The sequence below is a fragment of the Pseudomonas sp. FW305-25 genome, from assembly GCF_017351415.1.
In the GTDB taxonomy this organism is placed as follows: Bacteria; Pseudomonadota; Gammaproteobacteria; order Pseudomonadales; family Pseudomonadaceae; genus Aquipseudomonas; species Aquipseudomonas chlororaphis.
Genome location: NZ_JACNDE010000003.1, coordinates 96,266 through 122,506, shown reverse-complemented (window position 1 = coordinate 122,506; position 26,241 = coordinate 96,266). Strand labels below are relative to the sequence as shown.

General features: G+C 63.0%; 30 protein-coding genes. 15 read left to right on the top strand and 15 right to left on the bottom strand.

What is annotated here, in order from left to right:
* Window position 1: 1 nt before the first annotated feature.
* Window positions 2-1,054, top strand: coding sequence for a histidinol-phosphate transaminase (hisC, locus tag J4E58_RS04540; protein WP_087091259.1), 1,053 nt, complete (start codon window positions 2-4; stop codon window positions 1,052-1,054).
* A 53-nt stretch (window positions 1,055-1,107) separates the two neighbouring features.
* Here the strand turns inward: hisC and algW are convergent, their stop codons facing one another.
* Window positions 1,108-2,262 (bottom strand): Do family serine endopeptidase AlgW, encoded by a 1,155-nt coding sequence (gene algW, locus J4E58_RS04535; protein ID WP_007929855.1) that lies wholly within the window; start codon window positions 2,260-2,262, stop codon window positions 1,108-1,110.
* A 102-nt stretch (window positions 2,263-2,364) separates the two neighbouring features.
* On the opposite strand from algW, the gene J4E58_RS04530 reads away from it, so the two are divergent.
* The 4 genes from J4E58_RS04530 (at window position 2,365) to cysN (ending at window position 6,688) form a co-directional block, all read left to right on the top strand.
* A complete protein-coding gene (locus J4E58_RS04530) occupies window positions 2,365-3,123 on the top strand; it encodes a Nif3-like dinuclear metal center hexameric protein (RefSeq protein ID WP_009042201.1) in 759 nt (252 codons plus the stop codon).
* 249 nt (window positions 3,124-3,372) lie between these two features.
* Complete coding sequence (gene cysD, locus J4E58_RS04525; protein ID WP_007929849.1) at window positions 3,373-4,290, top strand: sulfate adenylyltransferase subunit CysD; 918 nt, start codon at window positions 3,373-3,375, stop codon at window positions 4,288-4,290.
* A 104-nt stretch (window positions 4,291-4,394) separates the two neighbouring features.
* The gene (locus tag J4E58_RS04520; RefSeq protein WP_087091261.1) at window positions 4,395-4,736 is read left to right on the top strand and encodes a four helix bundle protein; all 342 of its coding nucleotides are present in this window, start codon (window positions 4,395-4,397) and stop codon (window positions 4,734-4,736) included.
* Between the two features lie 53 nt (window positions 4,737-4,789).
* Window positions 4,790-6,688, top strand: a complete 1,899-nt coding sequence (cysN, locus tag J4E58_RS04515; protein WP_053259659.1) for a sulfate adenylyltransferase subunit CysN — start codon at window positions 4,790-4,792, stop codon at window positions 6,686-6,688.
* A gap of 163 nt (window positions 6,689-6,851) precedes the next feature.
* Here cysN and J4E58_RS04510 read toward each other — a convergent pair whose 3' ends face one another.
* The 3 genes from J4E58_RS04510 to J4E58_RS04500 all read right to left on the bottom strand — a co-directional run bounded on the left by J4E58_RS04510 (window position 6,852) and on the right by J4E58_RS04500 (window position 10,256).
* Window positions 6,852-7,763: an acyltransferase gene (locus J4E58_RS04510; RefSeq protein ID WP_087091262.1), complete on the bottom strand. Its 912-nt coding sequence runs from the start codon at window positions 7,761-7,763 to the stop codon at window positions 6,852-6,854.
* Window positions 7,756-9,855 carry a phosphate acetyltransferase gene (gene pta / locus J4E58_RS04505; protein WP_087091263.1) on the bottom strand — a complete coding sequence of 700 codons (2,100 nt, stop codon included), beginning with the start codon at window positions 9,853-9,855 and terminating at the stop codon, window positions 7,756-7,758. Before pta ends, J4E58_RS04510 begins: the two co-directional genes overlap by 8 nt.
* 62 nt (window positions 9,856-9,917) lie before the next feature.
* The gene (locus tag J4E58_RS04500) at window positions 9,918-10,256 is read right to left on the bottom strand and encodes a DUF3565 domain-containing protein (protein ID WP_087091264.1); all 339 of its coding nucleotides are present in this window, start codon (window positions 10,254-10,256) and stop codon (window positions 9,918-9,920) included.
* On the opposite strand from J4E58_RS04500, the gene J4E58_RS04495 reads away from it, so the two are divergent.
* The 3 genes from J4E58_RS04495 to J4E58_RS04485 all read left to right on the top strand — a co-directional run bounded on the left by J4E58_RS04495 (window position 10,225) and on the right by J4E58_RS04485 (window position 12,638).
* Entirely contained in the window at window positions 10,225-10,710 is a 486-nt protein-coding gene (locus J4E58_RS04495; RefSeq protein ID WP_007929845.1) for a peptidylprolyl isomerase, read from the top strand. The genes J4E58_RS04500 and J4E58_RS04495 overlap by 32 nt on opposite strands.
* A gap of 135 nt (window positions 10,711-10,845) precedes the next feature.
* Window positions 10,846-11,328, top strand: a complete 483-nt coding sequence (locus J4E58_RS04490) for a glutathione peroxidase (protein WP_007929844.1) — start codon at window positions 10,846-10,848, stop codon at window positions 11,326-11,328.
* A gap of 206 nt (window positions 11,329-11,534) precedes the next feature.
* On the top strand, window positions 11,535-12,638 hold the full coding sequence (locus tag J4E58_RS04485; RefSeq protein ID WP_053259662.1) for an NADH:flavin oxidoreductase: 1,104 nt from the start codon (window positions 11,535-11,537) through the stop codon (window positions 12,636-12,638).
* Between the two features lie 85 nt (window positions 12,639-12,723).
* Here the strand turns inward: J4E58_RS04485 and J4E58_RS04480 are convergent, their stop codons facing one another.
* Together J4E58_RS04480 and cysZ are read right to left on the bottom strand one after the other, a co-directional pair.
* Window positions 12,724-13,923, bottom strand: a complete 1,200-nt coding sequence (locus J4E58_RS04480; RefSeq protein WP_087091265.1) for a glycosyltransferase family 1 protein — start codon at window positions 13,921-13,923, stop codon at window positions 12,724-12,726.
* A gap of 40 nt (window positions 13,924-13,963) precedes the next feature.
* On the bottom strand, window positions 13,964-14,719 hold the full coding sequence (cysZ, locus tag J4E58_RS04475) for a sulfate transporter CysZ (protein WP_087091266.1): 756 nt from the start codon (window positions 14,717-14,719) through the stop codon (window positions 13,964-13,966).
* 312 nt (window positions 14,720-15,031) lie between these two features.
* Here cysZ and trxB point away from each other — a divergent pair, with 312 nt between their 5' ends.
* Window positions 15,032-15,988: a thioredoxin-disulfide reductase gene (trxB, locus tag J4E58_RS04470; protein ID WP_007929833.1), complete on the top strand. Its 957-nt coding sequence runs from the start codon at window positions 15,032-15,034 to the stop codon at window positions 15,986-15,988.
* Between the two features lie 165 nt (window positions 15,989-16,153).
* On the opposite strand, the gene J4E58_RS04465 is transcribed toward trxB, so the two are convergent.
* From J4E58_RS04465 to J4E58_RS04440, 6 genes are all read right to left on the bottom strand, one after another.
* Window positions 16,154-16,492, bottom strand: a complete 339-nt coding sequence (locus J4E58_RS04465; protein WP_172963039.1) for a HopJ type III effector protein — start codon at window positions 16,490-16,492, stop codon at window positions 16,154-16,156.
* Window positions 16,485-16,781 carry a DUF1244 domain-containing protein gene (locus J4E58_RS04460; protein ID WP_143481892.1) on the bottom strand — a complete coding sequence of 99 codons (297 nt, stop codon included), beginning with the start codon at window positions 16,779-16,781 and terminating at the stop codon, window positions 16,485-16,487. The genes J4E58_RS04465 and J4E58_RS04460 overlap by 8 nt, the downstream gene beginning before the upstream one ends.
* 94 nt (window positions 16,782-16,875) lie before the next feature.
* Window positions 16,876-17,247, bottom strand: a complete 372-nt coding sequence (folX, locus tag J4E58_RS04455) for a dihydroneopterin triphosphate 2'-epimerase (RefSeq protein WP_007929829.1) — start codon at window positions 17,245-17,247, stop codon at window positions 16,876-16,878.
* Between the two features lie 2 nt (window positions 17,248-17,249).
* Window positions 17,250-17,810, bottom strand: a complete 561-nt coding sequence (gene folE, locus J4E58_RS04450) for a GTP cyclohydrolase I FolE (RefSeq protein ID WP_007929828.1) — start codon at window positions 17,808-17,810, stop codon at window positions 17,250-17,252.
* Window positions 17,811-17,831: 21 nt separating this feature from the next.
* Window positions 17,832-18,542 carry a dihydromonapterin reductase gene (gene folM, locus J4E58_RS04445; protein ID WP_087091478.1) on the bottom strand — a complete coding sequence of 237 codons (711 nt, stop codon included), beginning with the start codon at window positions 18,540-18,542 and terminating at the stop codon, window positions 17,832-17,834.
* A 158-nt stretch (window positions 18,543-18,700) separates the two neighbouring features.
* Complete coding sequence (locus J4E58_RS04440) at window positions 18,701-19,273, bottom strand: antibiotic biosynthesis monooxygenase (protein WP_087091268.1); 573 nt, start codon at window positions 19,271-19,273, stop codon at window positions 18,701-18,703.
* A gap of 213 nt (window positions 19,274-19,486) precedes the next feature.
* Between J4E58_RS04440 and J4E58_RS04435 the strand changes: the two genes are divergently transcribed.
* Entirely contained in the window at window positions 19,487-20,446 is a 960-nt protein-coding gene (locus J4E58_RS04435) for a MerR family transcriptional regulator (RefSeq protein ID WP_087091269.1), read from the top strand.
* Between the two features lie 31 nt (window positions 20,447-20,477).
* Here the strand turns inward: J4E58_RS04435 and J4E58_RS04430 are convergent, their stop codons facing one another.
* Together J4E58_RS04430 and J4E58_RS04425 are read right to left on the bottom strand one after the other, a co-directional pair.
* Window positions 20,478-21,083, bottom strand: a complete 606-nt coding sequence (locus J4E58_RS04430) for a hypothetical protein (protein ID WP_087091270.1) — start codon at window positions 21,081-21,083, stop codon at window positions 20,478-20,480.
* 55 nt (window positions 21,084-21,138) lie between these two features.
* The gene (locus J4E58_RS04425; protein ID WP_087091271.1) at window positions 21,139-21,612 is read right to left on the bottom strand and encodes a PAS domain-containing protein; all 474 of its coding nucleotides are present in this window, start codon (window positions 21,610-21,612) and stop codon (window positions 21,139-21,141) included.
* Window positions 21,613-21,768: 156 nt separating this feature from the next.
* Between J4E58_RS04425 and J4E58_RS04420 the strand changes: the two genes are divergently transcribed.
* Window positions 21,769-22,224, top strand: coding sequence for a flavodoxin (locus J4E58_RS04420; RefSeq protein WP_053259670.1), 456 nt, complete (start codon window positions 21,769-21,771; stop codon window positions 22,222-22,224).
* Here J4E58_RS04420 and J4E58_RS04415 read toward each other — a convergent pair.
* Complete coding sequence (locus tag J4E58_RS04415) at window positions 22,205-23,101, bottom strand: LysR family transcriptional regulator (protein ID WP_007929807.1); 897 nt, start codon at window positions 23,099-23,101, stop codon at window positions 22,205-22,207. The two genes, J4E58_RS04420 and J4E58_RS04415, sit on opposite strands and share 20 nt — an antisense overlap.
* 109 nt (window positions 23,102-23,210) lie before the next feature.
* On the opposite strand from J4E58_RS04415, the gene J4E58_RS04410 reads away from it, so the two are divergent.
* The 4 genes from J4E58_RS04410 (at window position 23,211) to J4E58_RS04395 (ending at window position 26,112) form a co-directional block, all read left to right on the top strand.
* Complete coding sequence (locus J4E58_RS04410; RefSeq protein ID WP_007929806.1) at window positions 23,211-23,597, top strand: CidA/LrgA family protein; 387 nt, start codon at window positions 23,211-23,213, stop codon at window positions 23,595-23,597.
* Window positions 23,587-24,273, top strand: coding sequence for an LrgB family protein (locus J4E58_RS04405; RefSeq protein ID WP_087091272.1), 687 nt, complete (start codon window positions 23,587-23,589; stop codon window positions 24,271-24,273). The genes J4E58_RS04410 and J4E58_RS04405 overlap by 11 nt, the downstream gene beginning before the upstream one ends.
* Before the next feature lie 154 nt (window positions 24,274-24,427).
* Window positions 24,428-25,210 (top strand): class II aldolase/adducin family protein, encoded by a 783-nt coding sequence (locus tag J4E58_RS04400; RefSeq protein ID WP_053259672.1) that lies wholly within the window; start codon window positions 24,428-24,430, stop codon window positions 25,208-25,210.
* Window positions 25,210-26,112 (top strand): alpha/beta fold hydrolase, encoded by a 903-nt coding sequence (locus J4E58_RS04395; protein WP_087091273.1) that lies wholly within the window; start codon window positions 25,210-25,212, stop codon window positions 26,110-26,112. The genes J4E58_RS04400 and J4E58_RS04395 overlap by 1 nt, the downstream gene beginning before the upstream one ends.
* The last annotated feature ends 129 nt before the right edge of the window (window positions 26,113-26,241 follow it).

Below are 26,241 nucleotides of genomic sequence, written 5' to 3'. Positions count from 1 at the left end.
CATGAGTAAATTCTGGAGTCCGTTCGTCAAGGACTTGGTGCCCTACGTGCCGGGCGAACAGCCGAAGCTGACCAAACTGGTCAAGCTCAACACCAACGAAAACCCTTACGGCCCGTCGCCCAAGGCGCTGGCCGCGATGCAGGGCGAACTGAACGACAACCTGCGCCTGTACCCGGACCCCAACAGCGACCTGCTCAAGCAGGCGGTGGCCCGCTATTACGGGGTACAGAGCAACCAGGTGTTCCTCGGCAACGGTTCCGACGAAGTGCTGGCGCACATCTTCCACGGCTTGCTGCAGCACGACCGGCCGCTGCTGTTCCCGGATATCAGCTACAGCTTCTATCCGGTGTATTGCGGCCTGTACGGCATCGACTTCGAGGCGCTGCCGCTGGATGAGCAGTTCCAGATCCGCCCAGCCGATTACGCCAGGCCGAACGGCGGGATCATCTTCCCCAACCCGAACGCGCCGACCGGTTGCCTGCTGGCCCTGGAGGCCGTCGAGCAGATCCTCAAGGCCAGCCCGGATTCGGTCGTGGTGGTGGACGAGGCGTACATCGACTTCGGCGGTGAAACCGCCATCAGCCTGGTGGACCGCTATCCCAACCTGCTGGTGACCCAGACCCTGTCCAAGTCCCGTTCGCTGGCTGGCCTGCGGGTCGGCCTGGCGGTGGGGCATCCGGACCTGATCGAAGCGCTGGAGCGGATCAAGAACAGCTTCAACTCCTACCCGCTGGATCGCCTGGCGATTGTTGGCGCCGCGGCGGCGTTCGACGATCGCGAGTACTTCGCCAAGACCTGCCAGCTGGTGATCGACAGTCGTGAGCAGGTGGTGGCGCAGTTGCGCGCCAAGGGCTTTGAAGTGCTGCCGTCGGCCGCCAACTTCATCTTTGCCCGTCATCCACAACACGATGCGGCGGGCCTGGCGGCCAAGCTGCGGGAGCAGGGGGTGATTGTCCGGCACTTCAAGCAGGAGCGGATTGCCCAGTTCCTGCGGATCAGTATCGGCACGCCGGAGCAGAACCAGGCCTTGATCGACGGCCTGGGCGAGCTGTAAGCCCTATCGCGAGCCAGCTCCCTCCTATTGGAGCGAGCTGGCTCGCGATGCCTTTACTCTTTTTCCTTGACCGGCGCCGGTGGCGGGCGCAGGCCGATTTCGGCGGTGAGCTTGAGCTCCTTGCCGTTGCGCATCACCTGGATGCTGACCTTGTCGCTGGGTTTGATCCGCGCCACCTGGTTCATCGAGCGACGGCCATCGCCGGCCGGTTCGCCATCGATGCTGAGAATCACGTCACCCAACTGCATGCCGGCCTTTTGCGCCGGACCGTCGCGGAAAATCCCCGCCACCACGATGCCCGGGCGCCCGGACAAGCCGAACGATTCGGCCAGTTCCTGGGTCAGCGGCTGCACCTCGATACCCAGCCAGCCACGAATCACCTGGCCGTGCTCGATGATCGACTTCATCACCTCCATGGCCAGCTTGATCGGGATGGCGAAGCCAATGCCCTGGGAACCGCCGGACTTGGAGAAGATCGCCGTGTTGATCCCGGTCAGGTTGCCGTTGGCATCCACCAGCGCGCCGCCGGAGTTGCCCGGGTTGATCGCCGCGTCGGTCTGGATGAAGTCTTCGTAGTTGTTCAGGCCCAGTTGATTGCGCCCGGTGGCGCTGATGATGCCCATGGTCACGGTCTGGCCGACCCCGAACGGGTTGCCGATGGCCAGGGTCACGTCGCCGATGCGGATGCTGTCGGAGCGCCCGACGGTGATCGAAGGCAGGTTCTTCAGGTCGATCTTGAGGACCGCCAGGTCGGTTTCCGGATCGCTGCCGATCACATGGGCCAGGGTTTCACGACCGTCCTTGAGCGCCACCACAATCTGTTCGGCGCCGGCGGTCACGTGGTTGTTGGTCAGCAGATAACCTTCGGGACTCATGATCACCCCGGAACCCAGGCTCGATTCCATGCGCTGCTGCTTGGGCAGGTTGTCGCCGAAGAAGCGGCGGAACTGCGGGTCCTCGAACAACGGGTGCGCCGGTTTGTTGATGACCTTGGTGGTGTACAGGTTGACCACCGCCGGCGCGGCGATTGCCACGGCATCGGCATAGGACACCGGGCCTTGTCGAAGCGCCTTGGTTTGTGGGGCTTGCTGCAGGTTGACGTCCAGGCTGGGCAGGCCGACCCATTGCGGGTAGCGCTGAATTATCAGCAACGCGATAAGCACGCCGGCCAACAGTGGCCAGCCAAAAAAACGCAGAGCCTTGAGCATTGAGCAAGTCCTGAGAGGTTGCAGGCCGCCCGGGACGGCCCATAATGTCGCGCATTATACGAGGCCGCGCGCGCCTCTGAACGGGATATTTAGGAGTCTTTTATGGCCGTTGCCCTGAGCACTCTGGTAGAGGAAGCGGACCGCTACCTGGGCAGTTCGCGAATCGCTGATTACTGCCCCAATGGCCTGCAGGTCGAAGGCCGGCCACAGGTGATGCGCATCGTCAGCGGCGTCACGGCCAGCCAGGCATTGCTCGATGCCGCGGTGGAGGCCAATGCCGATCTGGTGCTGGTGCATCACGGCTATTTCTGGAAAGGCGAGAACCCCTGTATCACCGGCATGAAGCAGCGTCGGCTGAAAACCCTGCTCAAGCACGATATCAGCCTGCTGGCCTATCACCTGCCGCTGGACCTGCACCCGGATGTCGGCAACAACGTGCAGCTGGCGCGGCAACTGGATATCACCGTGGAAGGCCCGCTGGACCCGGACAACCTGAAGATCGTCGGGCTGGTCGGCTCCCTTGCCGAGCCCATGACCGCGCGGGACTTCGCGCGCAAGGTCCAGGAGGTGATGGGGCGCGAGCCGCTGGTGGTCGAAGGCAGCAAGATGATCCGGCGTGTCGGCTGGTGCACCGGCGGTGGCCAGGGCTACATCGACCAGGCGGTGCTGGCCGGGGTCGATCTGTACCTGAGTGGCGAGGCCTCGGAGCAGACCTTCCACAGCGCCCGGGAAAACGACATCAGTTTCATCGCCGCCGGTCATCACGCCACCGAGCGTTACGGCGTGCAGGCGCTAGGGGATTACCTGGCCCGCCGCTTCGCCCTCGAACACTTGTTCATCGACTGCCCGAACCCTATATAAAGCCTTGTCCTGTAGCCGTTGCCGCAGGCTGCGACAAGGCCCGCAGGGCCTTCAAGAGCACGCCTGCTGCGCAGTCGATCGCAGCCTGCGGCAGCGGCTACAGAGAGGCGTAAACACAGCAAACAGGCGGGTATATTCATATACCGTTTCGATCTAGCTGGCGTCCTGATTAGAAGAGGTCGCTGTGCTAGCATGCCCCGCTCGAACACGGCCCGCAGGCCGTCCATAAGAAAGCTTTCGTGAGTAGCCATGGTCGACAAACTGACGCATCTGAAACAGCTGGAGGCGGAAAGCATCCACATCATCCGCGAGGTGGCCGCCGAGTTCGACAACCCGGTGATGCTGTACTCCATCGGTAAAGACTCCGCCGTGATGTTGCACCTGGCGCGCAAGGCGTTCTTCCCGGGCAAGCTGCCGTTTCCGGTGATGCACGTCGACACCCAGTGGAAATTCCAGGAGATGTACAAGTTCCGCGATCGCATGGTCGAAGAGCTGGGCCTGGAACTGATCACCCACGTCAACCCGGAAGGCGTTGCGCAGGGCATCAACCCCTTCACCCACGGCAGTGCCAAGCACACCGACATCATGAAAACCGAGGGCCTCAAGCAGGCGCTGGACAAGTACGGTTTCGATGCGGCGTTCGGCGGTGCCCGGCGTGACGAAGAGAAATCCCGGGCCAAGGAGCGTGTGTACTCGTTCCGCGACAGCAAGCATCGCTGGGACCCGAAAAACCAGCGCCCCGAGCTGTGGAACGTCTACAACGGCAAGGTCAACAAGGGCGAGTCGATCCGCGTCTTCCCGCTGTCGAACTGGACCGAGCTGGACATCTGGCAATACATCTATCTGGAAGGCATCCCGATCGTGCCGCTGTACTTCGCCGCCGAGCGCGAAGTGATCGAGAAGAACGGCACCCTGATCATGATCGACGACGAGCGTATCCTCGAGCACCTCTCCGACGAGGAGAAGGCCCGCATCGTCAAGAAGAAGGTGCGTTTCCGTACCCTTGGCTGCTACCCGTTGACGGGCGCGGTGGAGTCCGAGGCCGAAAGCCTGACGGACATCATTCAGGAAATGCTCCTGACGCGAACTTCCGAGCGCCAGGGCCGGGTCATCGATCACGATGGCGCCGGTTCCATGGAAGACAAGAAACGTCAGGGGTACTTTTAAGCTTCGAGTTACAAGCGGCAAGCTGCAAGTTAAAGGCAGTATGCGTAATTTTGCAGTTTGGTGCTTGCAGCCGGTTGTTGCGAGCCGCTATCGAGTGACTCGCAATGGACTTCGAGAAACTGGTTGTTTGGCAGAGAAGCAGATGTTTAGCAGTGGGGATTTATAGAGAGCTTGCAGGATGCGGAGACTTTGGTTTCAAGGATCAAATTACCCGGTCTGCACTTTCGGTGCCTTCCAATATCGCAGAAGGCATGGAACGTCACAGCATTAAAGAAAAAGTTCGCTTTCTTTGGATCGCGAAGGCTTCTTGCGGGGAGCTACGTACCCAGATCCTCATTGGTCGTGACATTGCTTACATAGCCGACCCACTGGCTGAAAACTGGATTACAGAAACTCGCGAGCTCTCAAAAATGCTCTGCGGCCTGATCAACAAAATTTCTGACTAGCTGTACGCCGACAAGCTTGCCGCTTGAAGCTTACAGCTTGGAGCTTGAATGCAATGAGCCATCAATCCGAATTGATCAGCGAGGACATCCTCGCCTACCTGGCCCAGCACGAACGCAAAGAACTGTTGCGCTTCTTGACCTGCGGTAACGTCGACGACGGCAAGAGCACCCTGATCGGGCGCCTGCTGCACGATTCGAAGATGATCTACGAAGACCATCTGGAAGCCATTACCCGCGACTCGAAAAAAGTCGGCACCACCGGCGACGATATTGACCTGGCGTTGCTGGTCGACGGCCTGCAGGCCGAGCGCGAGCAGGGCATCACCATCGATGTCGCCTACCGCTACTTCTCCACCGCCAAGCGCAAATTCATCATCGCCGACACCCCCGGCCATGAGCAGTACACCCGCAACATGGCCACCGGAGCTTCCACCTGTGACCTGGCGATCATCCTGGTGGATGCCCGCTACGGCGTGCAGACCCAGACCCGTCGCCACAGCTTCATCGCCTCCCTGCTGGGCATCAAGCACATAGTCGTGGCCATCAACAAGATGGACCTCAAGGACTTCGACCAGGGCGTGTTCGAGTCGATCAAGGCTGACTACCTGAAGTTCGCCGAAGGCCTGAAGATGAAGCCCACCAGCCTGCACTTCGTGCCGATGTCGGCCCTCAAGGGCGACAACGTGGTGAACAAGTCCGAGCGCTCGCCGTGGTACACCGGCCAGTCGCTGATGGAGATCCTCGAGACCGTGGAAGTGGCGGGCGACCGCAACTTCAGCGACCTGCGCTTCCCGGTGCAGTACGTCAACCGTCCGAACCTGAACTTCCGTGGTTTCGCCGGGACCCTGGCCAGCGGCATCGTGCACAAGGGCGACGAAGTCGTGGTGCTGCCGTCGGGCAAGAGCAGCCGGGTGAAATCCATCGTCACCTTCGAAGGCGAGCTGGAGCATGCCGGCCCGGGCCAGGCCGTGACCCTGACCATGGAAGACGAGATCGACATCTCCCGTGGCGACCTGCTGGTGCATGCCGACAACGTACCGCCGGTGACCGACAGCTTCGAAGCCATGCTGGTCTGGATGGCCGAAGAGCCGATGCTGCCGGGCAAGAAATACGACATCAAGCGCGCCACCAGCTACGTGCCGGGCTCCATTGCCAGCATCGTCAACAGGGTCGACGTGAACACCCTTGAAGAAGGTCCGGCCAGCGCCCTGCAGCTGAACGAGATCGGCAAGGTCAAGATCGCTCTTGACGCGCCGATCGCCCTCGACGGTTACGACAGCAACCGCACCACCGGTGCGTTCATCGTCATCGACCGCTTGACCAACGGCACTGTCGGCGCCGGCATGATCGTCGCCCAGCCTGTGGTGCATGGCAGCAGCACGCATCATGGCAAGCTGGCCCATGTCGCCACCGAGGAGCGTGCCCAGCGCTTCGGCCAGCAACCGGCCACCGTGCTGTTCAGCGGCCTGTCCGGCGCCGGCAAGAGCACCCTGGCCTACGCGGTCGAGCGCAAGCTGTTCGACCTGGGCCGCGCGGTATTCGTCCTCGACGGCCAGAACCTGCGTCACGACCTGAACAAGGGCCTGCCCCAGGATCGCGCCGGGCGTACCGAGAACTGGCGGCGTGCCGCGCACGTGGCGCGCCAGTTCAACGAAGCCGGCCTGCTGACCCTGGCGGCGTTCGTTGCGCCGAGTGCGGAAGGTCGTGAACAGGCCAGGGACCTGATCGGCAAGGAACGTCTGTTGACGGTCTACGTCCAGGCCTCGCCGGCGGCCTGCGCCGAGCGTGATCCGCAGGGCTTGTACGCCGCAGGCGGGGATAACATCCCGGGCGAGTCCTTCCCGTACGACGTGCCGCTGGATGCCGATCTGGTGATCGATACCCAGTCCGTGTCGCTGGAAGAGGGCGTCAAGCAAGTGCTGGAACTGCTGCGCAAGCGTGGCGCGATCTAAGCTTTAGCGGCCAATGAAAAGCCCGCCGTCGAGTGATCGACGGCGGGCTTTTTTGTGGCCTTGAGAAAGCTATCGCGGGCAAGCCTCGCTCCTACACAGGAGCAATACGCTTGCTTCCGTAGGAGCGAGGCTTGCCCGCGATGAGGCCCTTGCAGGCGCCCCGTTATTTGCCTGGATACTCCCGATGCATCTGTTCCAGCAGCGCATCCTTGTTCTGCCACAGCTGGTTGATCCAGCCCTGGAACTCCAGGCGGTACACGCCATCCTGGTCGTAGTTCTTGCCGATGAACTGCGGCGGGATCGGCAGCTCCTCGAAATGCACCACCACCTGGTTGACCTTGCCACACAGCAGGTCCCAATAACCCGGCTGGCCCGCCGGATAATGAATGGTGACATTGACGATGGATTCCAGCTGCTCGCCCATGGCGTCCAGCACGAAGGCGATGCCGCCGGCCTTGGGCTTGAGCAGGTAGCGGAACGGTGAGGCCTGTTGCGCGTGCTTGGCCTGGGTGAAGCGTGTGCCTTCGACGAAGTTGAAGATGCCCACCGGGTTGTCGCGGAATTTCGCGCAGGTCTTGCGAGTGGTCTCCAGGTCTTTGCCCTTTTTCTCCGGGTGTTTTTCCAGGTAGGCCTTGGAGTAGCGCTTCATGAACGGGAAGCCCAGGGCCCACCAGGCCAGGCCGATCACCGGCACCCAGATCAGTTCCTGCTTGAGGAAGAACTTCAGCGGGCGGATACGCCGGTTGAGCACGTACTGCAGGACCATGATGTCGACCCAGCTCTGGTGGTTGCTGGTGATCAGGTACGAGTGCCGGTAGTCCAGGCTGTCGAGCCCGCTGAGGTGCCAGCGGGTGTGCCCGAGCAGGCTCATCCAGGCCTTATTGTTGCTGATCCAGGCTTCATGGATGTGGCTCATCAGCCAGTCGGTGAAGCGCTGGGCCGCCGGGAAGGGCAGCAGCAACTTGAAGATCGCCACCACGAACAGCGGGGTGCAGCAGACGATGGTGTTGAGCGCCAACAACAGCGAGGCGATCACGCCTCGCAGCGGTGCAGGTAGAAAATCCAATTTACACATCCCGGGGTCGGTTGGCGGCTTGAATCGCGGTCAGGGCGATGGTGTAGACGATGTCGTCGACCTGGGCGCCGCGCGGCAGGTCGTTCACCGGCTTGCGCAGGCCTTGCAGCATTGGCCCGAGGCTGACGCAGTCGGCGCTGCGCTGCACGGCCTTGTGGGTGGTGTTGCCGGTGTTCAGGTCGGGGAACACGAACACCGTGGCCTTGCCGGCGACCAGGCTGTTGGGCGCCAGTTGCTGGGCCACGGCCTCGTTGGCCGCGGCATCGTATTGCAACGGACCGTCGATCAGCAGCGAGCTCTGGGCTTCATGGGCCAGCAAGGTGGCTTCGCGGACTTTCTCCACTTCTTCGCCACTGGCCGATTCACCACTGGAATAGCTGATCATCGCCACCCGCGGGGTGATGCCGAACGCGGCCGCCGAGTCGGCGCTTTGCAGGGCGATCTCGGCCAGCTCGCTGGCGCTTGGGTGCGGGTTCATCACGCAGTCGCCGTAGACCAGCACCTGCTCGGGAAACAGCATGAAAAACACCGACGACACCAGGGTGCAGCCCGGCGCGGTCTTGATCAGTTGCAGGGCCGGACGGATGGTATTGGCGGTGGAGTGGATCAGGCCGGACACCAGGCCATCGACTTCGTCCAGGGCCAGCATCATGGTGCCGATCACCACCGGGTCTTCCAGCTGCTGTTCGGCCATCGGCGCGTTGAGGCTCTTGCTCTTGCGCAGCGCCACCATCGGCTCGACGTAGCGTTCGCGGATCTGGTCCGGGTCGATGACTTCCAGGCCAGGCGGCAGCTCGATGCCCTGGGCCCGGGCGACCGCCTCGACATCCGCCGGCTTGGCCAGCAGCACGCAACGGGCGATGCCGCGCGCCTGGCAGATCGCCGCGGCCTGCACGGTCAGCGGCTCGCTGCCTTCGGGCAGGACGATGCGCTTGTTGGCTTCCTGGGCGCGCTGGATCAACTGGTAGCGGAACACCGCCGGCGACAGGCGCATTTCCCGCGGTGTGCCGCAGCGCTGGTGCAGCCACTTGGCGTCCAGGTGGCTGGCGACGAAGTCGGTGATGATCTCCGCGCGCTCGCGGTCGTCGATGGGGATTTCCTTGTTCAGGCCGTTCAACTGGTTGGCGGTGTCGTAGGAGCCGGTGCTCACCGACAGCACCGGCAGGCCGGCATTCAAGGCGCCGTGGCACAGCTCCATGATCCGTGGATCGGGCAGGGTGTCGCTGGTCAGCAGCAACCCGGCCAGGGGCACGCCGTTGATCGCCGCCAGGCTCACGGCGAGGATGATGTCGTCGCGGTCGCCGGGCGTCACTACCAATACGCCGGGCTTGAGTAGTTCCACTGTGTTACGCATGGTGCGCGCGCAGATGATGATCTTGGTCATGCGCCGGCTTTCGTAATCGCCGGCGTTGAGCACCTGGGCGCCCATCAGGTCGGCGACGTCGCGGGTGCGCGGCGCGTTCAGTTCCGGCTGGAAGGGGATGCAGCCGAGCAGGCGGAAGTCGCCGCTGCGCAGCAGGGGCGAGTGCTCTTTCAGGCGGGCGGAAAAGGCCTCCATGCTTTCGTCGGTCCGCACCTTGTTGAGGATCACCCCCAGCACTTTCGGATCGCGCGGGCCGCCGAACAGCTGCGCCTGCAACTCCACGCGACCGGACAGCTCGGTGAGCACTTCGTTTTCCGGGGCGGACACCAGGATCACCTCGGCATCCAGGCTTTTCGCCAGGTGCAGGTTGACCCGCGCGGCATAGCTGGCGCTGCGGGTCGGCACCATGCCTTCGACTACCAGCACGTCCTTGCCGACGGCCGCCTGCTGATACAGGGTGATGATTTCTTCCAGCAGTTCGTCCAGCTGGCCGTCGCCGAGCATCCGTTCGACATGGGCCAGGCCCAGCGGCTGCGGCGGTTTCAGGCCATGGGTGCGGGCCACCAGCTCGGTCGAGCGTTCAGGACCGGTATCGCCAGGGTGAGGCTGGGCAATGGGTTTGAAGAAGCCGACCTTGAGGCCGGCCCGTTCCAGGGTACGCACCAGCCCGAGGCTGATGGAGGTCAGACCCACACCAAAATCGGTGGGCGCGATAAAAAAAGTTTGCATGCGGATTCTCGACGGGTGCATGGCCACGGTGAGTCGCTTATGTTTACTGCTCTACCGGAAATTCAGGCGCCAAGGTTAGCGCTAACCGAGCCTTGTGCGCACCAACCGCAGGCAAAGGGCTGGCCTATTTTTTCCGCACGCTTGAGCGGATCCAGGATCCAGGCCCGGGATTGCCAGGGCGGTTGGTGGCGCAGGTGCTGGGTATGGCCACAGGACAGCTCGACGACCCAGTGGCCGTCTTCATCCTGATGAAAGCCGACGATCGTCGAGCCTGGCGTCAGGCTCCGTTTGTCCGGGTTCCGTTCGCTTTCGGGCGATTGCTTCGCTAAACTTGGACGTTCTTCATTCTTATGCAAAAGGTCTCGCCCCATGCTGATCGCCGCCAACAAGGCTGTCTCCATCGACTATACCCTCACCAACGACGCTGGTGAGGTCATCGACAGCTCCGCCGGCGGCGCACCGCTGGTCTACCTGCATGGCGCAGGAAACATCATTCCAGGCCTGGAAAAGGCCCTGGAAGGCAAGAACGTCGGCGACGAGCTGAGCGTTGCCGTTGAGCCGGAAGATGCCTACGGCGAATACGCCGCCGAACTGGTCAGCACCCTGAGCCGCAGCATGTTCGAAGGTGTCGACGAACTGGAAGTGGGCATGCAGTTCCACGCTTCCGCTCCGGACGGCCAGATGCAGATCGTCACCATCCGCGACCTGGACGGCGACGACGTGACCGTCGACGGCAACCACCCGCTGGCCGGCCAGCGCCTGAACTTCAAGGTCAAGGTTGTCGACATCCGTGACGCCAGCCAGGAAGAAATCGCCCATGGCCACGTCCATGGCGAAGGTGGCCATCACCACTGATTTCTGCGCTAAGCTCAAGTCTGACTGGAGAGGCGCCCGAGGGCGCCTTTTTAGTCGGCGGCTTTTATCGCCGGGCAACAGGCGGTACTGTCGAGTGGCTGTTTTCTGCAAGAACACGGGAATTTGGAGTTCGTCATGAGTGCTTTTCACGACCTTAAATTGAAAGCCCTGGATGGTCAGGAGCTACCGCTCGCGCCTTTCAAGGGGCACGTCGTGCTGGTGGTCAACGTCGCCTCCAAGTGTGGTCTGACACCACAATACGCGGCGCTGGAGAACCTCTACCAGCAATACAAAGGCCAGGGGTTCAGCGTGCTGGGCCTGCCGTGTAATCAGTTCGCCGGGCAGGAGCCGGGCTCCGAGCAGGAGATCCAGGAATTCTGCAGCCTCAACTATGGGGTGACCTTTCCGTTGAGCAGCAAGCTGGAAGTCAACGGTCCGGAGCGCCATCAGTTGTACCGTCTGCTGGCGGGCGAAGGGGCGGAATTCCCGGGCGACATCACCTGGAATTTCGAGAAATTCCTGCTGGGCAAGGACGGCCGCGTCCTGGCGCGTTTCTCACCACGCACCGCGCCCGACGATTCGACGGTCATCCAGGCCATCGAAAAAGCCTTGAGCTGAATCTGCACGCCGGGCCCCGCTGCCCGGCCGGTTTTACCGCGCGTTCGCGCACCTTCGCTTTCCTCCGCTTTGGCACCTTAATCACCCCGATCAATAGTGCTGGGCGTTGCCTGGGGCACGGAATATTATCGCCATCATAAGGCCGTCGGTGTACCCGCCCGACTTGCCATTTCCCGCGATTAAGACCGTCAGCCCTGGAGTACCGCATGCCCGTTCAAGCCTTGTTCAAACCCTTTCAGCTGGGTGCCCTGGAGCTGTCGACCCGGGTGGTGATGGCGCCGATGACCCGCTCGTTTTCCCCGGGTGGCGTGCCGAACTCGAAAGTCATCGAGTACTACCGTCGTCGCGCCGCGGCCGGGGTCGGCCTGATCATCACCGAAGGCACCACGGTCGGGCACAAGGCCTCCAACGGCTATCCGAACGTTCCGCGCTTTTATGGCGAAGCGGCCCTGGCCGGCTGGAAGAAGGTGGTGGACGCGGTGCACGCCGAAGGCGGCAAGATCGTTCCGCAGCTGTGGCATGTGGGCAATGTGCGCCGCCTGGGCACCGAGCCGGACGCCAGCGTGCCGGGTTACGGCCCGTCGGAAAAACTCAAGGATGGCCAGGTGGTGGTCCACGGCATGACCCGGGACGACATCGGCGAAGTGATTGCCGCCTTCGCCCAGGCCGCCAAGGATGCCCAGGACATCGGCATGGACGGCGTGGAGATCCACGGTGCCCACGGCTATCTGGTCGACCAGTTCTTCTGGGAGGGCAGCAACCAGCGTACCGACGAGTACGGTGGCGACCTGGCCCAGCGTTCGCGGTTTGCCATCGAGCTGATCCAGGCCGTGCGCGCCGCGGTGGGCCCAGGCTTCCCGATCATCTTCCGTTTTTCGCAGTGGAAGCAGCAGGACTACAGCGCCCGCCTGGTCCAAACCCCCGAGGCCCTGGGCGAGTTCCTCAAGCCGCTGGCGGACGCTGGTGTGGACATCTTCCACTGCTCCACCCGGCGTTTCTGGGAGCCGGAGTTCGAGGGTTCCGAGCTGAACCTGGCCGGCTGGACCCGTCAGCTCACCGGCAAGCCGACCATTACCGTGGGCAGCGTCGGCCTCGACGGCGAGTTCCTGCAGTTCATGGTCAATACCGACAAGGTGGCGCAGCCGGCGAGCCTGGAAAAGCTCCTGGAGCGTCTGAACAACGACGAATTCGATCTGGTAGCGGTAGGGCGCGCATTGCTGGTGGACCCGGACTGGGCGCAGAAGGTGCGGGACGGTCGCGAGCAGGACATCCTGCCGTTCAGCCGTGAGGCGTTGATGACGCTGGTCTGAGTGCAGCCCGGGAAACGTTATCGCGAGCAAGCTCGCTCCTACAACGGGCACTGTCTATGTAGGAGCGAGCTTGCTCGCGATGTTTTCAGGGCAACAACCGCCCCTCAGGCACCACCACTTCTTCCGTGCAAGCGCCGCGCAGCTGGGTTTCAAACTGCTCGATGATCGCCGCCCAGCCCTGGCGGCTGGCGTGCTGGCGGGCATTGAGGCGCACCCGGCGCAAGGTCTCGGGATCTTCCAGCAGCCAGCTGGCTGCATCGCAGAACGCGCATTCGTCCCCGGGCATCGCCAGCACACCGTTGTAGCCATGGCGAATATGCTGGGCCGCCGCAGCCTGGTCGTAAGCCACCACGGCCAGCCCCGAGGCCAGGGCCTCGAGCACCACGTTGCCGAAGGTTTCGGTCAGGCTCGGGAACAGGAACAGATCCCCCGACGCGTAGTGACTGGCCAGCGCTTCGCCGCGTTGCGAGCCGCAGAACACTGCGTCCGGCAACTCCTTCTGCAGGACCGCGCGTTGCGGGCCATCGCCCACCACGATCAATTTCATCGACTGCTGTGGATAAGTGTCCTGCAGCTGAGCGAAGCAGCGTTTGAGCAGGCCCAGGTTCTTCTCCGGCGCCAGGCGGCCAACGTGAATCACCGCGATATCGTCATTGCCCAGACCCCAGCCTTGGCGCAGTTCGTTGAGGCGCTTGGCCGGGTGGAACAGCTGGCTGTCGACCCCGCGCGACAGCAGCGCCAGGCGTTCGAAGTTGCGCCGCTCCAGCTCCAGGCGCTGGCTGGCGCTGGGCACCAGGGTCAGCTTGGAACGGTTGTGGAACCAGCGCAGGTAGTGGGTCAGCAGGCGGGTCAGCAAACCCAGGCCGTACTGGCTGGAGTACTGCTGGAAGTTGGTGTGGAAACCGCTGACCACGGAAATCCCCAGGCGCCGCGCCGCCCGCAGCGCGGACAGGCCCAGCGGGCCCTCGGTGGCGATGTACAGCACATCCGGGCGATGACGTTTCCAGCGCCGCAACAGCTTGTGCATCGACGACTGGCCCCATTGCAGCCCCGGATAACCCGGCAGCGGCCAGCCACGGCACAGCAGCAGACCCTCGTCGCTGATCCGGCTCTGATCGGCGCCCTGACGCGGGCGGATCAGTTCCACCTGGTGTCCACGGGCGCGCAATCCATCGCACAGGCGGCCAAGGGTATTGGCCACGCCATTGATTTCCGGTGGGAAGGTTTCGGTGATCAGAGTGATATGCAGAGCTGTCGTCATGGCCTCAGTTTCAACCGAGGCCATGTCGTCATTGTGACGTTGCGATGATGGATTTGTGACCCGCTCAGCGCTGCTGGGTCACCAGGCTTTCCGCGCCGCGCTCACTCACCCAGAACAGCGTCGCCCCGGCCACCGCCGCCGGCATCATCAGGATGTTGACCACCGGGATCAGCAGCACCAGATAGACGATCCCGCCAAAGCTCATGCTCTGCCAGCGCTTTTCCCGCAGCCAGGCGAGCATCTCGTTCCAGCCCAGCTTGTGGTTGTCCGCCGGGTAGTCGATGTACTGGATCGCCATCATCCATACGCCGAACAGCAGCCACAGCGGCGCGGCCACCAGGTTCACCACCGGGATGAAGGACAGGATGAACAGGCCGATGGCCCGCGGCAGGAAATAACCCAGCTTGCGCATTTCCCGGGCCAGGGTGCGCGGGATCATGGCCAGCAGTTCGGCCCAGCTGAAGGGCGGGAAATCGTCGGTGCCACGGACCACCACTTCGACTTTCTCCGCGAGAAACCCGTTGAAGGGCGCGGCAATCACGTTGGCCAGCATGGTGAAGGTGAAAAACACCATCAGCAGCACCAGCACCACGAACAGCGGCCAGAGGATGTAGCTGAGAAAGCTCAGCCAGTCCGGCAGGGACGGCATCAGGGTGTCGACCCACAGGCTGAACTGATGGCCGGCGAAATAGATCAATCCGACGAACAGCACCAGGTTGATGGCCAGGGGCAAAAGGACGAACAGACGCAGGCCGGGGCTGAGCACCAGCTTGAGGCCTTCGCGCAGGTATTGCGGGCCGGACAGAACGGGGGCGGGCATAGGGAGCTCCGTGCAGGGGGAAAACGCGCCGACCTTACCGGCTTTGCCCCACCGGCGAAAGCGCGGTCGTTAGGTCGACATCAACTGTAACAAAGGCGCCGGTAAATACGCCGATACAGGATAGAGACCTCCTATGAGCTGGATTGTTAAACCGTATTTCCTTAATCTTCGCCCCCTCTATACGCTGCACCCATTATTTTTCGGACGGGCGAACCTGAAGCCTTCCCCAAGTGCTTTCGCCGTCCTTTTTTATTCCAGCCGGCAATCCGGCGTTCCGCGCCAGTGATCCGGGCCGGTCGATAGGAGTGAGTCATGTCTGATGTACGTCATTCGCGTGTGATTATTCTCGGTTCCGGCCCTGCCGGTTACAGCGCCGCGGTCTATGCCGCCCGCGCCAACCTGAAGCCGCTGCTGATTACCGGCATGCAGGCCGGCGGTCAGCTGACCACCACCACCGAAGTCGACAACTGGCCGGGCGACGTCCATGGCCTGACCGGCCCGGCGCTGATGGAGCGCATGCGTGAACACGCCGAGCGTTTCGAGACCGAAATCGTCTTCGATCACATCAATGCCGTGGACTTCGCCGCCAAGCCTTACACCCTGACCGGCGACAGCGCGACCTACACCTGCGACGCCCTGATCATCGCCACCGGCGCCAGCGCCCGTTACCTGGGCCTGCCTTCGGAAGAAGCGTTCATGGGCAAGGGCGTGTCGGCCTGCGCGACCTGCGACGGTTTCTTCTATCGCAACAAGCCAGTGGCCGTGGTCGGTGGCGGCAACACCGCTGTCGAAGAAGCCCTGTACCTGGCCAATATCGCCAGCAAGGTCACCCTGATCCACCGTCGCGATACCTTCCGCGCCGAGAAGATCCTGATCGACAAGCTCAATGCCCGGGTTGCCGAAGGCAAGATCGAACTCAAGCTGAACGCTAACCTGGACGAAGTGCTGGGCGACAACATGGGTGTCACCGGCGCGCGCCTGAAGAACAACGATGGCAGCTTCGACGAAATCAAGGTCGACGGTGTGTTCATCGCTATTGGCCACACCCCGAACACTTCGCTGTTCGAAGGCCAGCTGGAGCTGAAGGACGGCTACCTGGTCGTGCAGGGCGGCCGTGAAGGCAATGCCACCGCCACCAGCATCGCAGGCATCTTCGCCGCCGGCGACGTGGCCGACCACGTGTACCGCCAGGCCATTACCTCGGCCGGCGCCGGCTGCATGGCCGCCCTGGACACCGAGCGTTACCTGGACGACCTGCAGAACGCTTGATTCTCAGACCGTTGCAATGAAAAAACCGGCCCAGGCCGGTTTTTTTGTGTCTGTTGTTTCCGTAGGAGCGAGCGGGCGGCGATCCGACTTGCCCGCGATAGGCTCCACGCGGTCTATCTGCAGCACCGTGTTGTCTGGATCGCGGGCAAGCCTCGCTCCTACAGGTCAGCGGCGCTTGAGTGGCTGCTGGGCAAACTTCACACCCGCCAGGCCATGGGCGATCAGCGCGCGGATATTGCCGTGGTCGCTGCCTTCAGGGGTGGCCAGCACCGAGCGGTAATGCTCGCCGAACGCCAACAGCGCTTCCTCGTCGCTCAAGCCTTCCAGCAGGGCCAGGCCCAGGGTCTTGCACGAACCTTCGTTCTGCCCGGCGGCGTTTTCCACGCCACCGTTGTTGAAGGCCTGCGGCTGGTAGTCGTAGCCGGCGGCGATAAAGGCCAGGGTGTCGGCGAAGGCGTGCTCGCCGCTCTTGAGGCTGGCGCGCAGGGTGTTCAGGTCAGCCATGGGGTTTTCCTTTGGCGAACGCCGCTTGCTGCTCGGCGCTGGCTTCTTTCTGGTAGAGGTTCTTCCACTCGGCGTAGGGCATGCCATACACCACTTCACGGGCGTCATCGAGGCTGACCTCGATCTGGCGCTCGTCGGCCTCGGCCTTGTACCACTTGGAGAGGCAGTTGCGGCAAAAGCCGGCGAGGTTCATCAGGTCGATGTTCTGCACGTCCTTGCGGCTGTCCAGGTGCGCGACCAGGCGGCGGAAGGCGGCGGCTTCGAGTTCCAGGCGTTGTTGGGGGGTCATAGGTCTCTCTGAGACAGCTTCAAGCGGCAAGCTTCAAGCTGCAAGATGGATTGCGGTGGCTGGAAGTTTACAGCTTGAAGCTTGCCGCTTGTAGCTAGCGGCTCGCTGCAAGCGTGATCGATACCGACTCGGCGAAACGCAGGGCGTGGGGTTTGTCGACTTCGACCTCGGCGTACAGCACCGACTCGTTGGCCATGATCAGATCGAGGATTTCCTGGGTCAGGCGCTCGAGCAGGGCAAAGCGGTTGCCCTCCACGTGGGCGATGATTGCCTTGGTGATGGTGCGGTAGTTCAGCGCATGGTCGATGTCGTTGTCGCGCACGGCTTCTTGCGCGGCATACAGGATGGTCAGGTTGATCAGCACATCCTGCTTGTTGAGGATCTCGTCCTCGTTGATTCCGATGAAGGTCCGCAGGCACAGGTCCTTGACCCGGATGCGAGCCATTCCTGGCTGAAGTTGTGGCATTGCTACTTGCTCCGTCCGATCAATTGCAGGAATTCCTGGCGCGTGGTGCTCGAATCGCGAAAGGCGCCGAGCATCACCGAAGTGTGCATGGTCGAGTTCTGCTTCTCGACACCGCGCATCATCATGCACATGTGCTGGGCTTCGACGACCACCGCGACGCCGGCGGCCTGGGTTACCCGCTGCACCGCGTCGGCGATTTCCCGCGTGAGGTTTTCCTGGATCTGCAGGCGGCGGGCGAACATGTCGACGATCCGGGCGATCTTCGACAGGCCCAGCACCTTGCCGGTGGGAATATAAGCCACATGGGCCTTGCCGATGAAGGGCAGCAGGTGATGTTCGCACAGGGAGTAGAGTTCGATGTCGGCGACTATGACCATTTCATCGTTGTCAGAGGCGAACAGCGCGCCATTGACCACCTCATCCACCGACTGGCTGTAGCCATGACACAGGTACTGCATGGCCTTGGCCGCGCGTTGCGGGGTGTCGAGCAGGCCTTCGCGCTCGGGGTCTTCGCCGAGACCCTTGAGGATCTCGCGGTAGTGCTGGGGCAGGGAAAGCGTCATGCAACGTCCTCGCGGGAAGCCTTACTTGAGGTGCCGCCCGCCGTTGACGGTCAGGGTCGTGCCGGTGACATAAGGGTTGTCGAGCAGATAACGCAGGCTCTGGTAGACCACCTCGCAACCGGGTTCGATGCCCAGGGCGGACTTGGCCAGGGCCTTGGCGCGGTACGCCGCGTCGTCGTCGGGATTGAACATTAACAGAGCCGGGGCGATGCCGTTGACCTTGATTGTCGGGGCATATTTCGCCGCGAAGGACAGGGTCAGGCTGTCGAGGCCGGCCTTGGTGGCGCAATAGGCGATGTGCTTGCTGCTGCCGCGGCGCGTGACGTCGTCGCCGATGTGCACGATGTCGGCGGGGCTGGAGCGCCGCAGCAGGTCGGCGCAATGCAGGTTGATCAGGTAGGGCGCGAGCATGTGCACGCTGAACATGTCGGCGAAGGCCGCGCTTTCCTGGCCGGGCGTTTCCTCCAGCCATTGCGAGGCGTTGTGCACGATCGCCCGCAGGCTGTCGGTGTGCTCGTGCAATTGGCTGATGAAGGCCTGGATCCCGGCTTCGCTGGAGAAGTCAGCGAACAGGGCAGTCGCGCCACGCTCGCGCAAGGCCTGCACGCCGGGGCGTTCGGTGCGATAGCTGATGATCACCCGGTGACCGTCTTCCAGCAGGCGCAACGCGCAATGCAGGCCGACACGCTGGCCGGCGCCGGTGATCAGGATCGGGGCAGGGGAAGTAGTCATGAACGGCTCGCGTCGCAGGTAGAGCAAAACTATACCAGCGCGGGGCGGGGTTCGCCCAAGCCGCTGCAGGAGCGAGCGGCGATCCGACTTGCCCGCAATGATGGCGCCGCGGTCTATCTGGCAGACCGCGTTATCGTTCATCGCCGGCGAGCCGGCTGCTAGATGTGGCTCTGTGGGGAAGGTGTTGCCGGCAGCGGACGGGGCGGCGTGCTGTTCAGCCACCCGGACAACAGGCGGGTGGACAGTGGAATGAACCAGTAGACCATCAGCGGCGTCAGGGCCAGGGTGCTGACGAGCACCCGCGGCGCCAGGCTGAGTTCGCCCAGCAACGGGCTGAGGATGAAGTTGAAAATCAGTGACACCGGGAAGAACGCCAGCCAGATGGCCACCGCCTGCTTCCAGCGCGGAGGGCGCTGGCCGGCCGCGCCGAACCAACCGTCGATGCCGCTGACCCGGTGTTCATGGGGATGGGCGAACAGGTCGCTGCCGCGGGCCAGCCAGGCGGTGCGCGAGGCGGAGTGCTCCCAGACGTGCAGGGTCTGCTCGTCGGCGAAGCGGAAGATGATCTGGAATTCGTCATCGTCGGGCGGCGGAGCGAGCACGCCGGAGCCGAGATAACCGGGGAAATCGGTGGCCAATTGTTCGCCTTCGCGCAGCCAGGCGATCAGGTCCTGGTAACGGCCATCGGCGACACGCCGGGCGACCATCAGGGTGACGGGTGAGGTAGACATTATGTATCTCCGTAAAACCAATGCGCTGCCTGGGTAAGGCCGTACGCCGGACGCAGCACCGGGGTGTTGGGCTGCGTCGTGAAAGCAAGCAAGGATTATTCCTGATTGTGACAAATACACCAGAGGCAGCGGTCGATTCGCCCTGTGTTGAAGAACTGTCACCGATGGGGAGTAGAATGGCTGTCACTTTATCCATCGGTGTTTTCTGCCCAGATGCCCGTTATTACTGAACTTTCCCGCCCGACACAGCCCCTCGACCAACCCTCGCAGGACGATCTGTTTCCAATCCGGGAAGTTTCACGGTTGACGGGGATCAACCCGGTGACCCTGCGGGCCTGGGAGCGTCGTTATGGATTGATCCAGCCGACGCGCACCGAAAGTGGGCACCGTTTGTATTCGATGCACGATGTCGAGACGGTCCGCGAGATCCTCGGCTGGATCGATCGGGGTGTTGCGGTCAGCAAGGTCGGCAAGATCCTCGCCAAGACCCGGGCCGCCCGCGAGGCGCCGCAGGCCATGCCGGGCAACAGCGCATCGGACGATTACCTGCAGTGGCAGGGGCAACTCAAGCGGGCGGTCGGCGGCTTCGACGAGCCGCACCTGGAGCGGCTGTACGGCCAGATCTTCTCCAGCTATTCGCTGTCAGTGGTGTTCCAGGACATCCTCATGCCGTTCTGGCGGCAACTGGCGCAGCACCAGGAACCTTACGGCCACACCAGCGAATGGCTGTTCTTCGATCACTTCCTGCGTTCGCGGGTCTCCCAGCGCCTGCTGTTGCAGCGCGGCCAAGCGCTGCACCCGGTGCTGCTGGCGGCGCTTGCCGGGCAATGCCGGGAGCTGGAATTGCTGGTGGCGGCGCTGATGCTGGGCAGTGCCGAGTTGGAAGTCCGGGTGTTGGCGCTGGGGCAGCCGTTCGACGAGCTGACCCTGGTCTGCGAGAAGATCAAGCCCCAGGCGCTGGTGCTGTTTTCCAATCACGCGCCGGCGCCGGAGTTGCCTCGACGCTTGAACCGCCTGGCGCTGACCCTGGAGTGTCCGCTGATGCTGGCGGGAGATGTCGCCGAGCTGGCCCAGGACAGCCTGAGTGCTTCGCCGGTGGGCTGCCTGGGGAGTGACGGGCGTTTGATGATGCAGCGCCTGCGGCAGTTTCTCAGCGGTACGCTCGATACCTGAGCGCATACCCAGGCAGCCAAAAGCTGCGATTTCAGATATGCAGGTTGGGGTGTGCCAGGCGGTGCTGTTGCAGGATGAACTGGCGCAGGCGCTCGGTTTCATCCGTGTCGCTCTGGTTCAACCGATAGGCATAGAAACCGGCGTTGGTCTGGCGCTCGAGGCGGCCGCGCAGGGCGATGCGCTCGTAGCCCGACGGGCTGAACCACTGGGCGAACTGCTTTGGCGCTTTGGCCCGGTTGCGGATTTCCAGCAACACGCTGTTGAACGACACCTCATGCACCCACAGCGCAGTGGGCTGCCCCTTGGCGTTTTCCAAGGCCACCGGCTCCGCCAGCGTCAGGCGCCAGGGGCGGACCCTCGGCCCATCCTCGAAGATGCTCGGCACGCCCAGGCGCAGATGCAGCGCGTGGAACTCGTCTTCCACCAGGTGCAGGGGAAAGGTCATCTGCTGGTTTTCAAAGTGCGCCTGAATGGTCACTTGCTCATTGGCCGCCAGGCGGGTGAGCAGGTCGCGGATCTGTGAGCCCCCATTCACCAGCAGGCTCGAGTTCGCATCCCGCATGTTGAGTTGCGGGTTGTGCTGCATGGTCTGAATGAAGTCCAGTTCATCCTGGGTGAGGAGAGCGTCACGGCGCATGATGTTGCTCGAAGGGGAAGGTGAAAAAATCATTGGTGATTAAGCGTACTGACAACTAATTCGGCATCTTGTTAGAGCCGCTCGTCGCCTGGAAAGCGGCGAGTTCCGCGCGGGTTTCGGCCAGCTCCTTTTCCACCTGCGCCAGCCGTTGCTGGGCCTTGACCTGGGCCGTCACATCTTTCTGCACCCCGACAAAATAGGTCAACTGGTCGCTTTCGTTGAACACCGGGGTGATCGACAGTTCGTTCCAGAAGTGACTGCCGTCCTTGCGGTAGTTGCGCAGCACCTGGCGGCAGGGCTGGCCGCTATCCAAGGCCTGGCGAATCAGCGGGATTGCCGGCTGGTCCCGGTCGCCCGACTGGAGAAAGCGGCAATCCTGGTACAGCACCTCGTCGGCGCTGTAGCCGGTGAGCCGTTCGAACGCCGGGTTGACGTAGATGATGATGTTGTCTTCGCCTTCCTGTTCGGCCACGACAATCCCGTCGTTGGAGGCGTTGATCACCAGTTGCAGCAGATGGGCGTTGATCATCGGAGGCTTTCCGCAGTCGATCGGCAGATGGCGGCAATTCTAAGACATGGCGCGAAGCTGTCCACTGGCCATTATGGGTAAATCGCGCTACAAGGCTGGATTTTTTCGCGCAACTGTTAATATCCCAGTCTTTTACTCAGCTTCAGGATCAGATTGATGAAAGTCGCCATCCTTTCCGGCTCGGTGTACGGCACGGCTGAAGAAGTCGCCCGGCACGCCGCCAAACTCCTCAATGCCGCAGGTTTCGAGGCCTGGCACAACCCGCGTGCGACCCTGGCGGATGTCCAGGCGTTCGGCCCCGAGGCGTTCCTGGCCGTGACCTCGACCACCGGCATGGGCGAGTTGCCGGACAACCTGCTGCCGCTGTATTCGGCCATTCGTGATCAACTGCCGGCGGCCTGGCGCGGTTTGCCCGGCGCGGTGATCGGCCTGGGCGATTCGAGTTATGGCGACACCTTCTGTGGCGGTGGCGAGCAGATGCGCGAGCTGTTCGCCGAGCTGGGCGTGCGTGAAGTGCTGGCAATGCTGCGCCTGGACGCCAGCGAAAGCGTGACCCCGGAAACCGACGCCGAGCCTTGGCTGGCCGAGTTGATCAGCGCTCTGCGCGGCTGACCGGCCGCTCGCGCAAAAGCGCCAGCCAGGCTTGCGCGGCCTTGGACAGATAGGCGCCCTGGCGCCAGATGAAGGCGATGTCCCAGCGCAGGTAGTCGGGCGCTTGCAGCGTCAGGCGTACCACGCCGGGCCGCACCAGGCCGCGCGCCACCACGCTGGGCAACAGCACCACGCCTTGCCCGGCGGCCACCAGGGCGGCGAGAAAGTCCGCCTGGCCGCTGCGCCCACCTTCCTTCGGGGTGAACCCCACCTGCTGACAGGCCTGCAACAGCCGGTCGTTGAGCACGAAACTGCGCTGATAAAGCAGGAACGGCGTGTCCGCCAGTTCCTCCAGGCGCACCTGAGCCTTGATCGCCAGTGGATGATCGGCCGGTAGCAAGGCATCCAGCGGTTCGTCGCAGAAAGGCTGGTAGGCGAAGGTTGGATCCTTGGGTGTCAGGCTGCCGCCGATCTCCAGTTCGCCGTTGAGCACCGCCTGCTCGATATTCAGGCTGCCGCCTTCAAGCAACTGCACGCTGATGTTCGGGTAGCGCCTGCGGTACTCGGCGAACAGGCCGGCGAACAGTGCGTCGCTGCCCAGCAGGGGCAGGCCCAGGCGCAATTCCCCACGGGCCAACAGGCTCAGGTCGTCCAGCTCGCTGAGCAACTCATTGCGCAGGCGCAGCATGCCTTCGGCGCGTTGCAGCACCACGCTGCCGGCGGCGGTGAGATGAATGTGCGAGCCCTGGCGATCCAGCAATGGCGTGCCCAGGCTCTGCTCCAGCTGGGCGATTTGCTTGCTCACCGCCGACTGGCTGATGTGCAGGGTCTTGGCGGCCTGGGTGAAGCCGCCCTGGTGAATCACTTCGACAAAACTGCGCAGTTGTTTGAAGTCCATGTTTTGGGTCCGTGCCTTAATTCTATTCTGGAATGGCTTCTAGTCTAACAATTCGCTTCGGTGATGGCAGGCGCTTGCCTAAAATGCAGGCCTGCGAGGACCGAATTCCATGAACGCTTCCACCTTGAAACACCTGGGTCGCCTGTTATCCGAACTGGCGGTGTTGCTGGCTATTTATCTGTTCGGCTGCCAGCTGGCCGGGTGGCTGGCGTGGCCGATTCCTGGCGGCGTGATCGGCCTGGCCCTGCTGTTGCTGGCGTTTGCCCTGGGCTGGGTCAAGCCGGCGGCGCTGCAAATGGGCGCGGGCCTGCTGATGGCCGAGATGCTGCTGTTCTTCATTCCGGCGCTGATGAGCCTGCTGGACTACGGCGGCCTGCTGCGCCAGGACGGCTGGCGGATCCTGCTGGTGATTGGCGTCAGTACGCTGATGGTGATGCTGGTCACCGCGTTCACGGTGGAGTGGGTGTGCCGCTGGAGAATGCGCCATGACGCTTGAACCCATGCCGATGTTCTGGCTGCTGCTGACGCTCGCGGCCTATCTGTTCAGCCGCTGGATCTACCGGCGCACCGGGCGCTACCTGCTGTCGCCGCTGATCCTGGTGCCGGCCCTGCTGTTGGCGATCGCCGTGCCGCTGCACACCGCCTATGCCGAATACGCCGCCAATACCCATTGGCTGATGCTGGTGCTGGGGCCGGTCACCGTGGCTTTCGCAGTGCCGATCTGGCAGCAGCGGCAGCTGTTGGCGCGGCATTGGTCGGCCTTGCTCCTGGGCATGCTGACCGGCAGCGCGGCGTCTATCGCCAGCTCCTTCGGACTGGCGCGGGTGCTGGCCCTGGACAGCTCGGTGACTATGTCGCTGGTGCCGCGTTCGATCACCACGCCCTTCGCCATGCCGCTGGCCCATGACCTGGGCGGCGTGCCCGAACTGACGGCGGTGTTCGTGATGTTTACCGGGGTGTTCGGCGCCATGCTTGGCGGTGTCCTGCTCAAGTGGCTGCCGCTGCGCAGCGCCCTGGCTCGCGGTGCTTTGTTCGGGGTCGGCGCCCACGGCGCGGGGGTCAGCCGCGCCCATGAAGTCGGCGGCGAAGAGGGCTCGGTGGCTGGGTTGGTGATGGTCCTCACGGGCCTGCTGAACCTGTTCGCCGCCCCTTTATTGGCGTCGTTGCTTTGACGTTTGACCTGTGCCGATTGCAACTAAAATAACCACTGACCCGCTCGGTCAGTAAGCTGGCTGCCAAGGCAACTACCTGAACCCGAGGGGCTGACTAGACTGACCCCACGTCCGAAAAAATAATAAAAAAACTGCCGTCACTGAGGTCCTTGCCGTGAGCCTATCCTCCGTTCAATCGACATCGAGTGTGAAAGACCAGGTCAGCACCGCCGAATGGCAAACCCGCGTCGACCTGGCCGCCTGCTACCGCCTGGTGGCGATGCATGGCTGGGACGATCTGATCTTCACCCACATTTCCGCCAAGGTCCCTGGCACCGAAGATTTCCTGATCAACCCGTTCGGCCTGATGTTCCATGAGATCACCGCCTCCAGCCTGGTGAAGGTCGACCAGGCCGGCAACAAGCTGATGGACAGCCCCTACGAGATCAACCCCGCCGGCTACACCATCCACAGCGCCGTGCACGAAGTGCGGCACGATGTGGCCTGTGTGCTGCACACCCACACCGCGGCCGGGGTCGCGGTGTCCGCGCAGCAGCAGGGGGTGTTGCCCATCAGCCAGCAATCGCTGTTCGTGCTGTCGAGCCTGGCCTATCACGCCTATGAGGGCGTGGCCCTGAACCACGAGGAAAAGGCCCGGCTGCAGGCCGACCTCGGCGACAGCAATTTCCTGATGCTGCACAACCACGGTCTGCTGACCTGTGGCGGCACCATCGCCGACACCTTCCTGATGATGTTCACCTTCCAGCGCGCCTGCGAGATCCAGGTGCTGGCGCAGAACGGTGCGGCGCAACTGATCGCCATCGAGCCGCAGATTCTGGCCGGGGCCAAGGCGATGATCGCCGGGGTCACCAAAAGCGCTCAAGGCATGGGCGGCGCGCTGGCATGGCCGGCACTGCTGCGCAAACTCGATAAACAAGACGCGGGTTATAAACTCTGATGCCTATGGCCGAGATTCCTCTGTGCGTGTGGCGCAAGCGCGGACATAGCTTCGCGTTTCGCGGCCATGCCATTCGCTACTGGACCGCGGGGCAGGGCGAGCCGCTGCTGCTGATCCATGGTTTTCCCACCGCCGCCTGGGACTGGCATTACCTGTGGCAGCCCCTGGCGCAGCGCTATCGGGTGATCGCCTGCGACATGCTGGGGTTTGGCGATTCGGCCAAGCCGCGGGACCACGAGTACAGCCTGCTGGAACAGGCGGACCTGCAGCAGGCCTTGCTCGAGCATCTGGGGATCGATAGCCCCGTGCATCTGCTGGCCCACGACTATGGCGACAGCGTCGCCCAGGAAATGCTCGCCCGGCACTACGAAGAGCGTTGCAACATGGCCAGCTGTGTGTTCCTCAACGGCGGCCTGTTCCCGGAAACCCATCGCCCGGTGCTGACGCAGAAGCTGCTGCTCAGCCCGCTGGGCTGGATGCTCGGTCGCGCCTTCAGCCGTGAGGGCCTGGCCAAGAGTTTCAGCCAGATTTTCGGCCCGCAGACCCGGCCCAGCGAAAGCGTGCTGGATGACTTCTGGAGCCTGGTGGAGGCCAATAACGGCCCGCGGATCCTGCACAAGTTGATCGGCTACATTCCCGAGCGCCGGGTGCAGCGCGACCGTTGGGTGAGTGCGATGCAGCGCGGCGAGGTGCCGCTACGGGTGATCGACGGCGCGGTGGATCCGATTTCCGGGGCGCACATGGTCGAGCGCTACTGCCAACTGATCCCCGCCCCGGATACCGTGCTGCTGGCCGGGATCGGTCACTACCCGCAGACCGAGGCCCCGGTCCAGGTGCTCAAGCATTATCTGGCCTTTCGCGAAAGCCTGGAGTTTCCACCGCGAAAACTGGCCTGCTCCTGAGCGCCCCGCGCTGTCCGTAGCTACCGCGGTTCTGCGGCCTTGGCCTGTGCATGCCAGACGCCGATGCGGCCCACGCCGTCGTTCCCCCTCGATCATCCCCCTGCCTTATTGCGCACCATTCAGCTTCAG

What these genes read in the sequence shown, in the direction of transcription:
- hisC (WP_087091259.1), top strand. Translation starts at nt 2, where the DNA reads ATGAGTAAATTCTGGAGTCCGTTCGTCAAGGACTTGGTGCCCTACGTG.
- algW (WP_007929855.1), bottom strand. Translation starts at nt 2,262, where the DNA reads ATGCTCAAGGCTCTGCGTTTTTTTGGCTGGCCACTGTTGGCCGGCGTG.
- J4E58_RS04530 (WP_009042201.1), top strand. Translation starts at nt 2,365, where the DNA reads ATGGCCGTTGCCCTGAGCACTCTGGTAGAGGAAGCGGACCGCTACCTG.
- cysD (WP_007929849.1), top strand. Translation starts at nt 3,373, where the DNA reads ATGGTCGACAAACTGACGCATCTGAAACAGCTGGAGGCGGAAAGCATC.
- J4E58_RS04520 (WP_087091261.1), top strand. Translation starts at nt 4,395, where the DNA reads ATGGACTTCGAGAAACTGGTTGTTTGGCAGAGAAGCAGATGTTTAGCA.
- cysN (WP_053259659.1), top strand. Translation starts at nt 4,790, where the DNA reads ATGAGCCATCAATCCGAATTGATCAGCGAGGACATCCTCGCCTACCTG.
- J4E58_RS04510 (WP_087091262.1), bottom strand. Translation starts at nt 7,763, where the DNA reads ATGTGTAAATTGGATTTTCTACCTGCACCGCTGCGAGGCGTGATCGCC.
- pta (WP_087091263.1), bottom strand. Translation starts at nt 9,855, where the DNA reads ATGCAAACTTTTTTTATCGCGCCCACCGATTTTGGTGTGGGTCTGACC.
- J4E58_RS04495 (WP_007929845.1), top strand. Translation starts at nt 10,225, where the DNA reads ATGCTGATCGCCGCCAACAAGGCTGTCTCCATCGACTATACCCTCACC.
- J4E58_RS04500 (WP_087091264.1), bottom strand. Translation starts at nt 10,256, where the DNA reads ATGGAGACAGCCTTGTTGGCGGCGATCAGCATGGGGCGAGACCTTTTG.
- J4E58_RS04490 (WP_007929844.1), top strand. Translation starts at nt 10,846, where the DNA reads ATGAGTGCTTTTCACGACCTTAAATTGAAAGCCCTGGATGGTCAGGAG.
- J4E58_RS04485 (WP_053259662.1), top strand. Translation starts at nt 11,535, where the DNA reads ATGCCCGTTCAAGCCTTGTTCAAACCCTTTCAGCTGGGTGCCCTGGAG.
- J4E58_RS04480 (WP_087091265.1), bottom strand. Translation starts at nt 13,923, where the DNA reads ATGGCCTCGGTTGAAACTGAGGCCATGACGACAGCTCTGCATATCACT.
- cysZ (WP_087091266.1), bottom strand. Translation starts at nt 14,719, where the DNA reads ATGCCCGCCCCCGTTCTGTCCGGCCCGCAATACCTGCGCGAAGGCCTC.
- trxB (WP_007929833.1), top strand. Translation starts at nt 15,032, where the DNA reads ATGTCTGATGTACGTCATTCGCGTGTGATTATTCTCGGTTCCGGCCCT.
- J4E58_RS04465 (WP_172963039.1), bottom strand. Translation starts at nt 16,492, where the DNA reads ATGGCTGACCTGAACACCCTGCGCGCCAGCCTCAAGAGCGGCGAGCAC.
- J4E58_RS04460 (WP_143481892.1), bottom strand. Translation starts at nt 16,781, where the DNA reads ATGACCCCCCAACAACGCCTGGAACTCGAAGCCGCCGCCTTCCGCCGC.
- folX (WP_007929829.1), bottom strand. Translation starts at nt 17,247, where the DNA reads ATGCCACAACTTCAGCCAGGAATGGCTCGCATCCGGGTCAAGGACCTG.
- folE (WP_007929828.1), bottom strand. Translation starts at nt 17,810, where the DNA reads ATGACGCTTTCCCTGCCCCAGCACTACCGCGAGATCCTCAAGGGTCTC.
- folM (WP_087091478.1), bottom strand. Translation starts at nt 18,542, where the DNA reads ATGACTACTTCCCCTGCCCCGATCCTGATCACCGGCGCCGGCCAGCGT.
- J4E58_RS04440 (WP_087091268.1), bottom strand. Translation starts at nt 19,273, where the DNA reads ATGTCTACCTCACCCGTCACCCTGATGGTCGCCCGGCGTGTCGCCGAT.
- J4E58_RS04435 (WP_087091269.1), top strand. Translation starts at nt 19,487, where the DNA reads ATGCCCGTTATTACTGAACTTTCCCGCCCGACACAGCCCCTCGACCAA.
- J4E58_RS04430 (WP_087091270.1), bottom strand. Translation starts at nt 21,083, where the DNA reads ATGCGCCGTGACGCTCTCCTCACCCAGGATGAACTGGACTTCATTCAG.
- J4E58_RS04425 (WP_087091271.1), bottom strand. Translation starts at nt 21,612, where the DNA reads ATGATCAACGCCCATCTGCTGCAACTGGTGATCAACGCCTCCAACGAC.
- J4E58_RS04420 (WP_053259670.1), top strand. Translation starts at nt 21,769, where the DNA reads ATGAAAGTCGCCATCCTTTCCGGCTCGGTGTACGGCACGGCTGAAGAA.
- J4E58_RS04415 (WP_007929807.1), bottom strand. Translation starts at nt 23,101, where the DNA reads ATGGACTTCAAACAACTGCGCAGTTTTGTCGAAGTGATTCACCAGGGC.
- J4E58_RS04410 (WP_007929806.1), top strand. Translation starts at nt 23,211, where the DNA reads ATGAACGCTTCCACCTTGAAACACCTGGGTCGCCTGTTATCCGAACTG.
- J4E58_RS04405 (WP_087091272.1), top strand. Translation starts at nt 23,587, where the DNA reads ATGACGCTTGAACCCATGCCGATGTTCTGGCTGCTGCTGACGCTCGCG.
- J4E58_RS04395 (WP_087091273.1), top strand. Translation starts at nt 25,210, where the DNA reads ATGCCTATGGCCGAGATTCCTCTGTGCGTGTGGCGCAAGCGCGGACAT.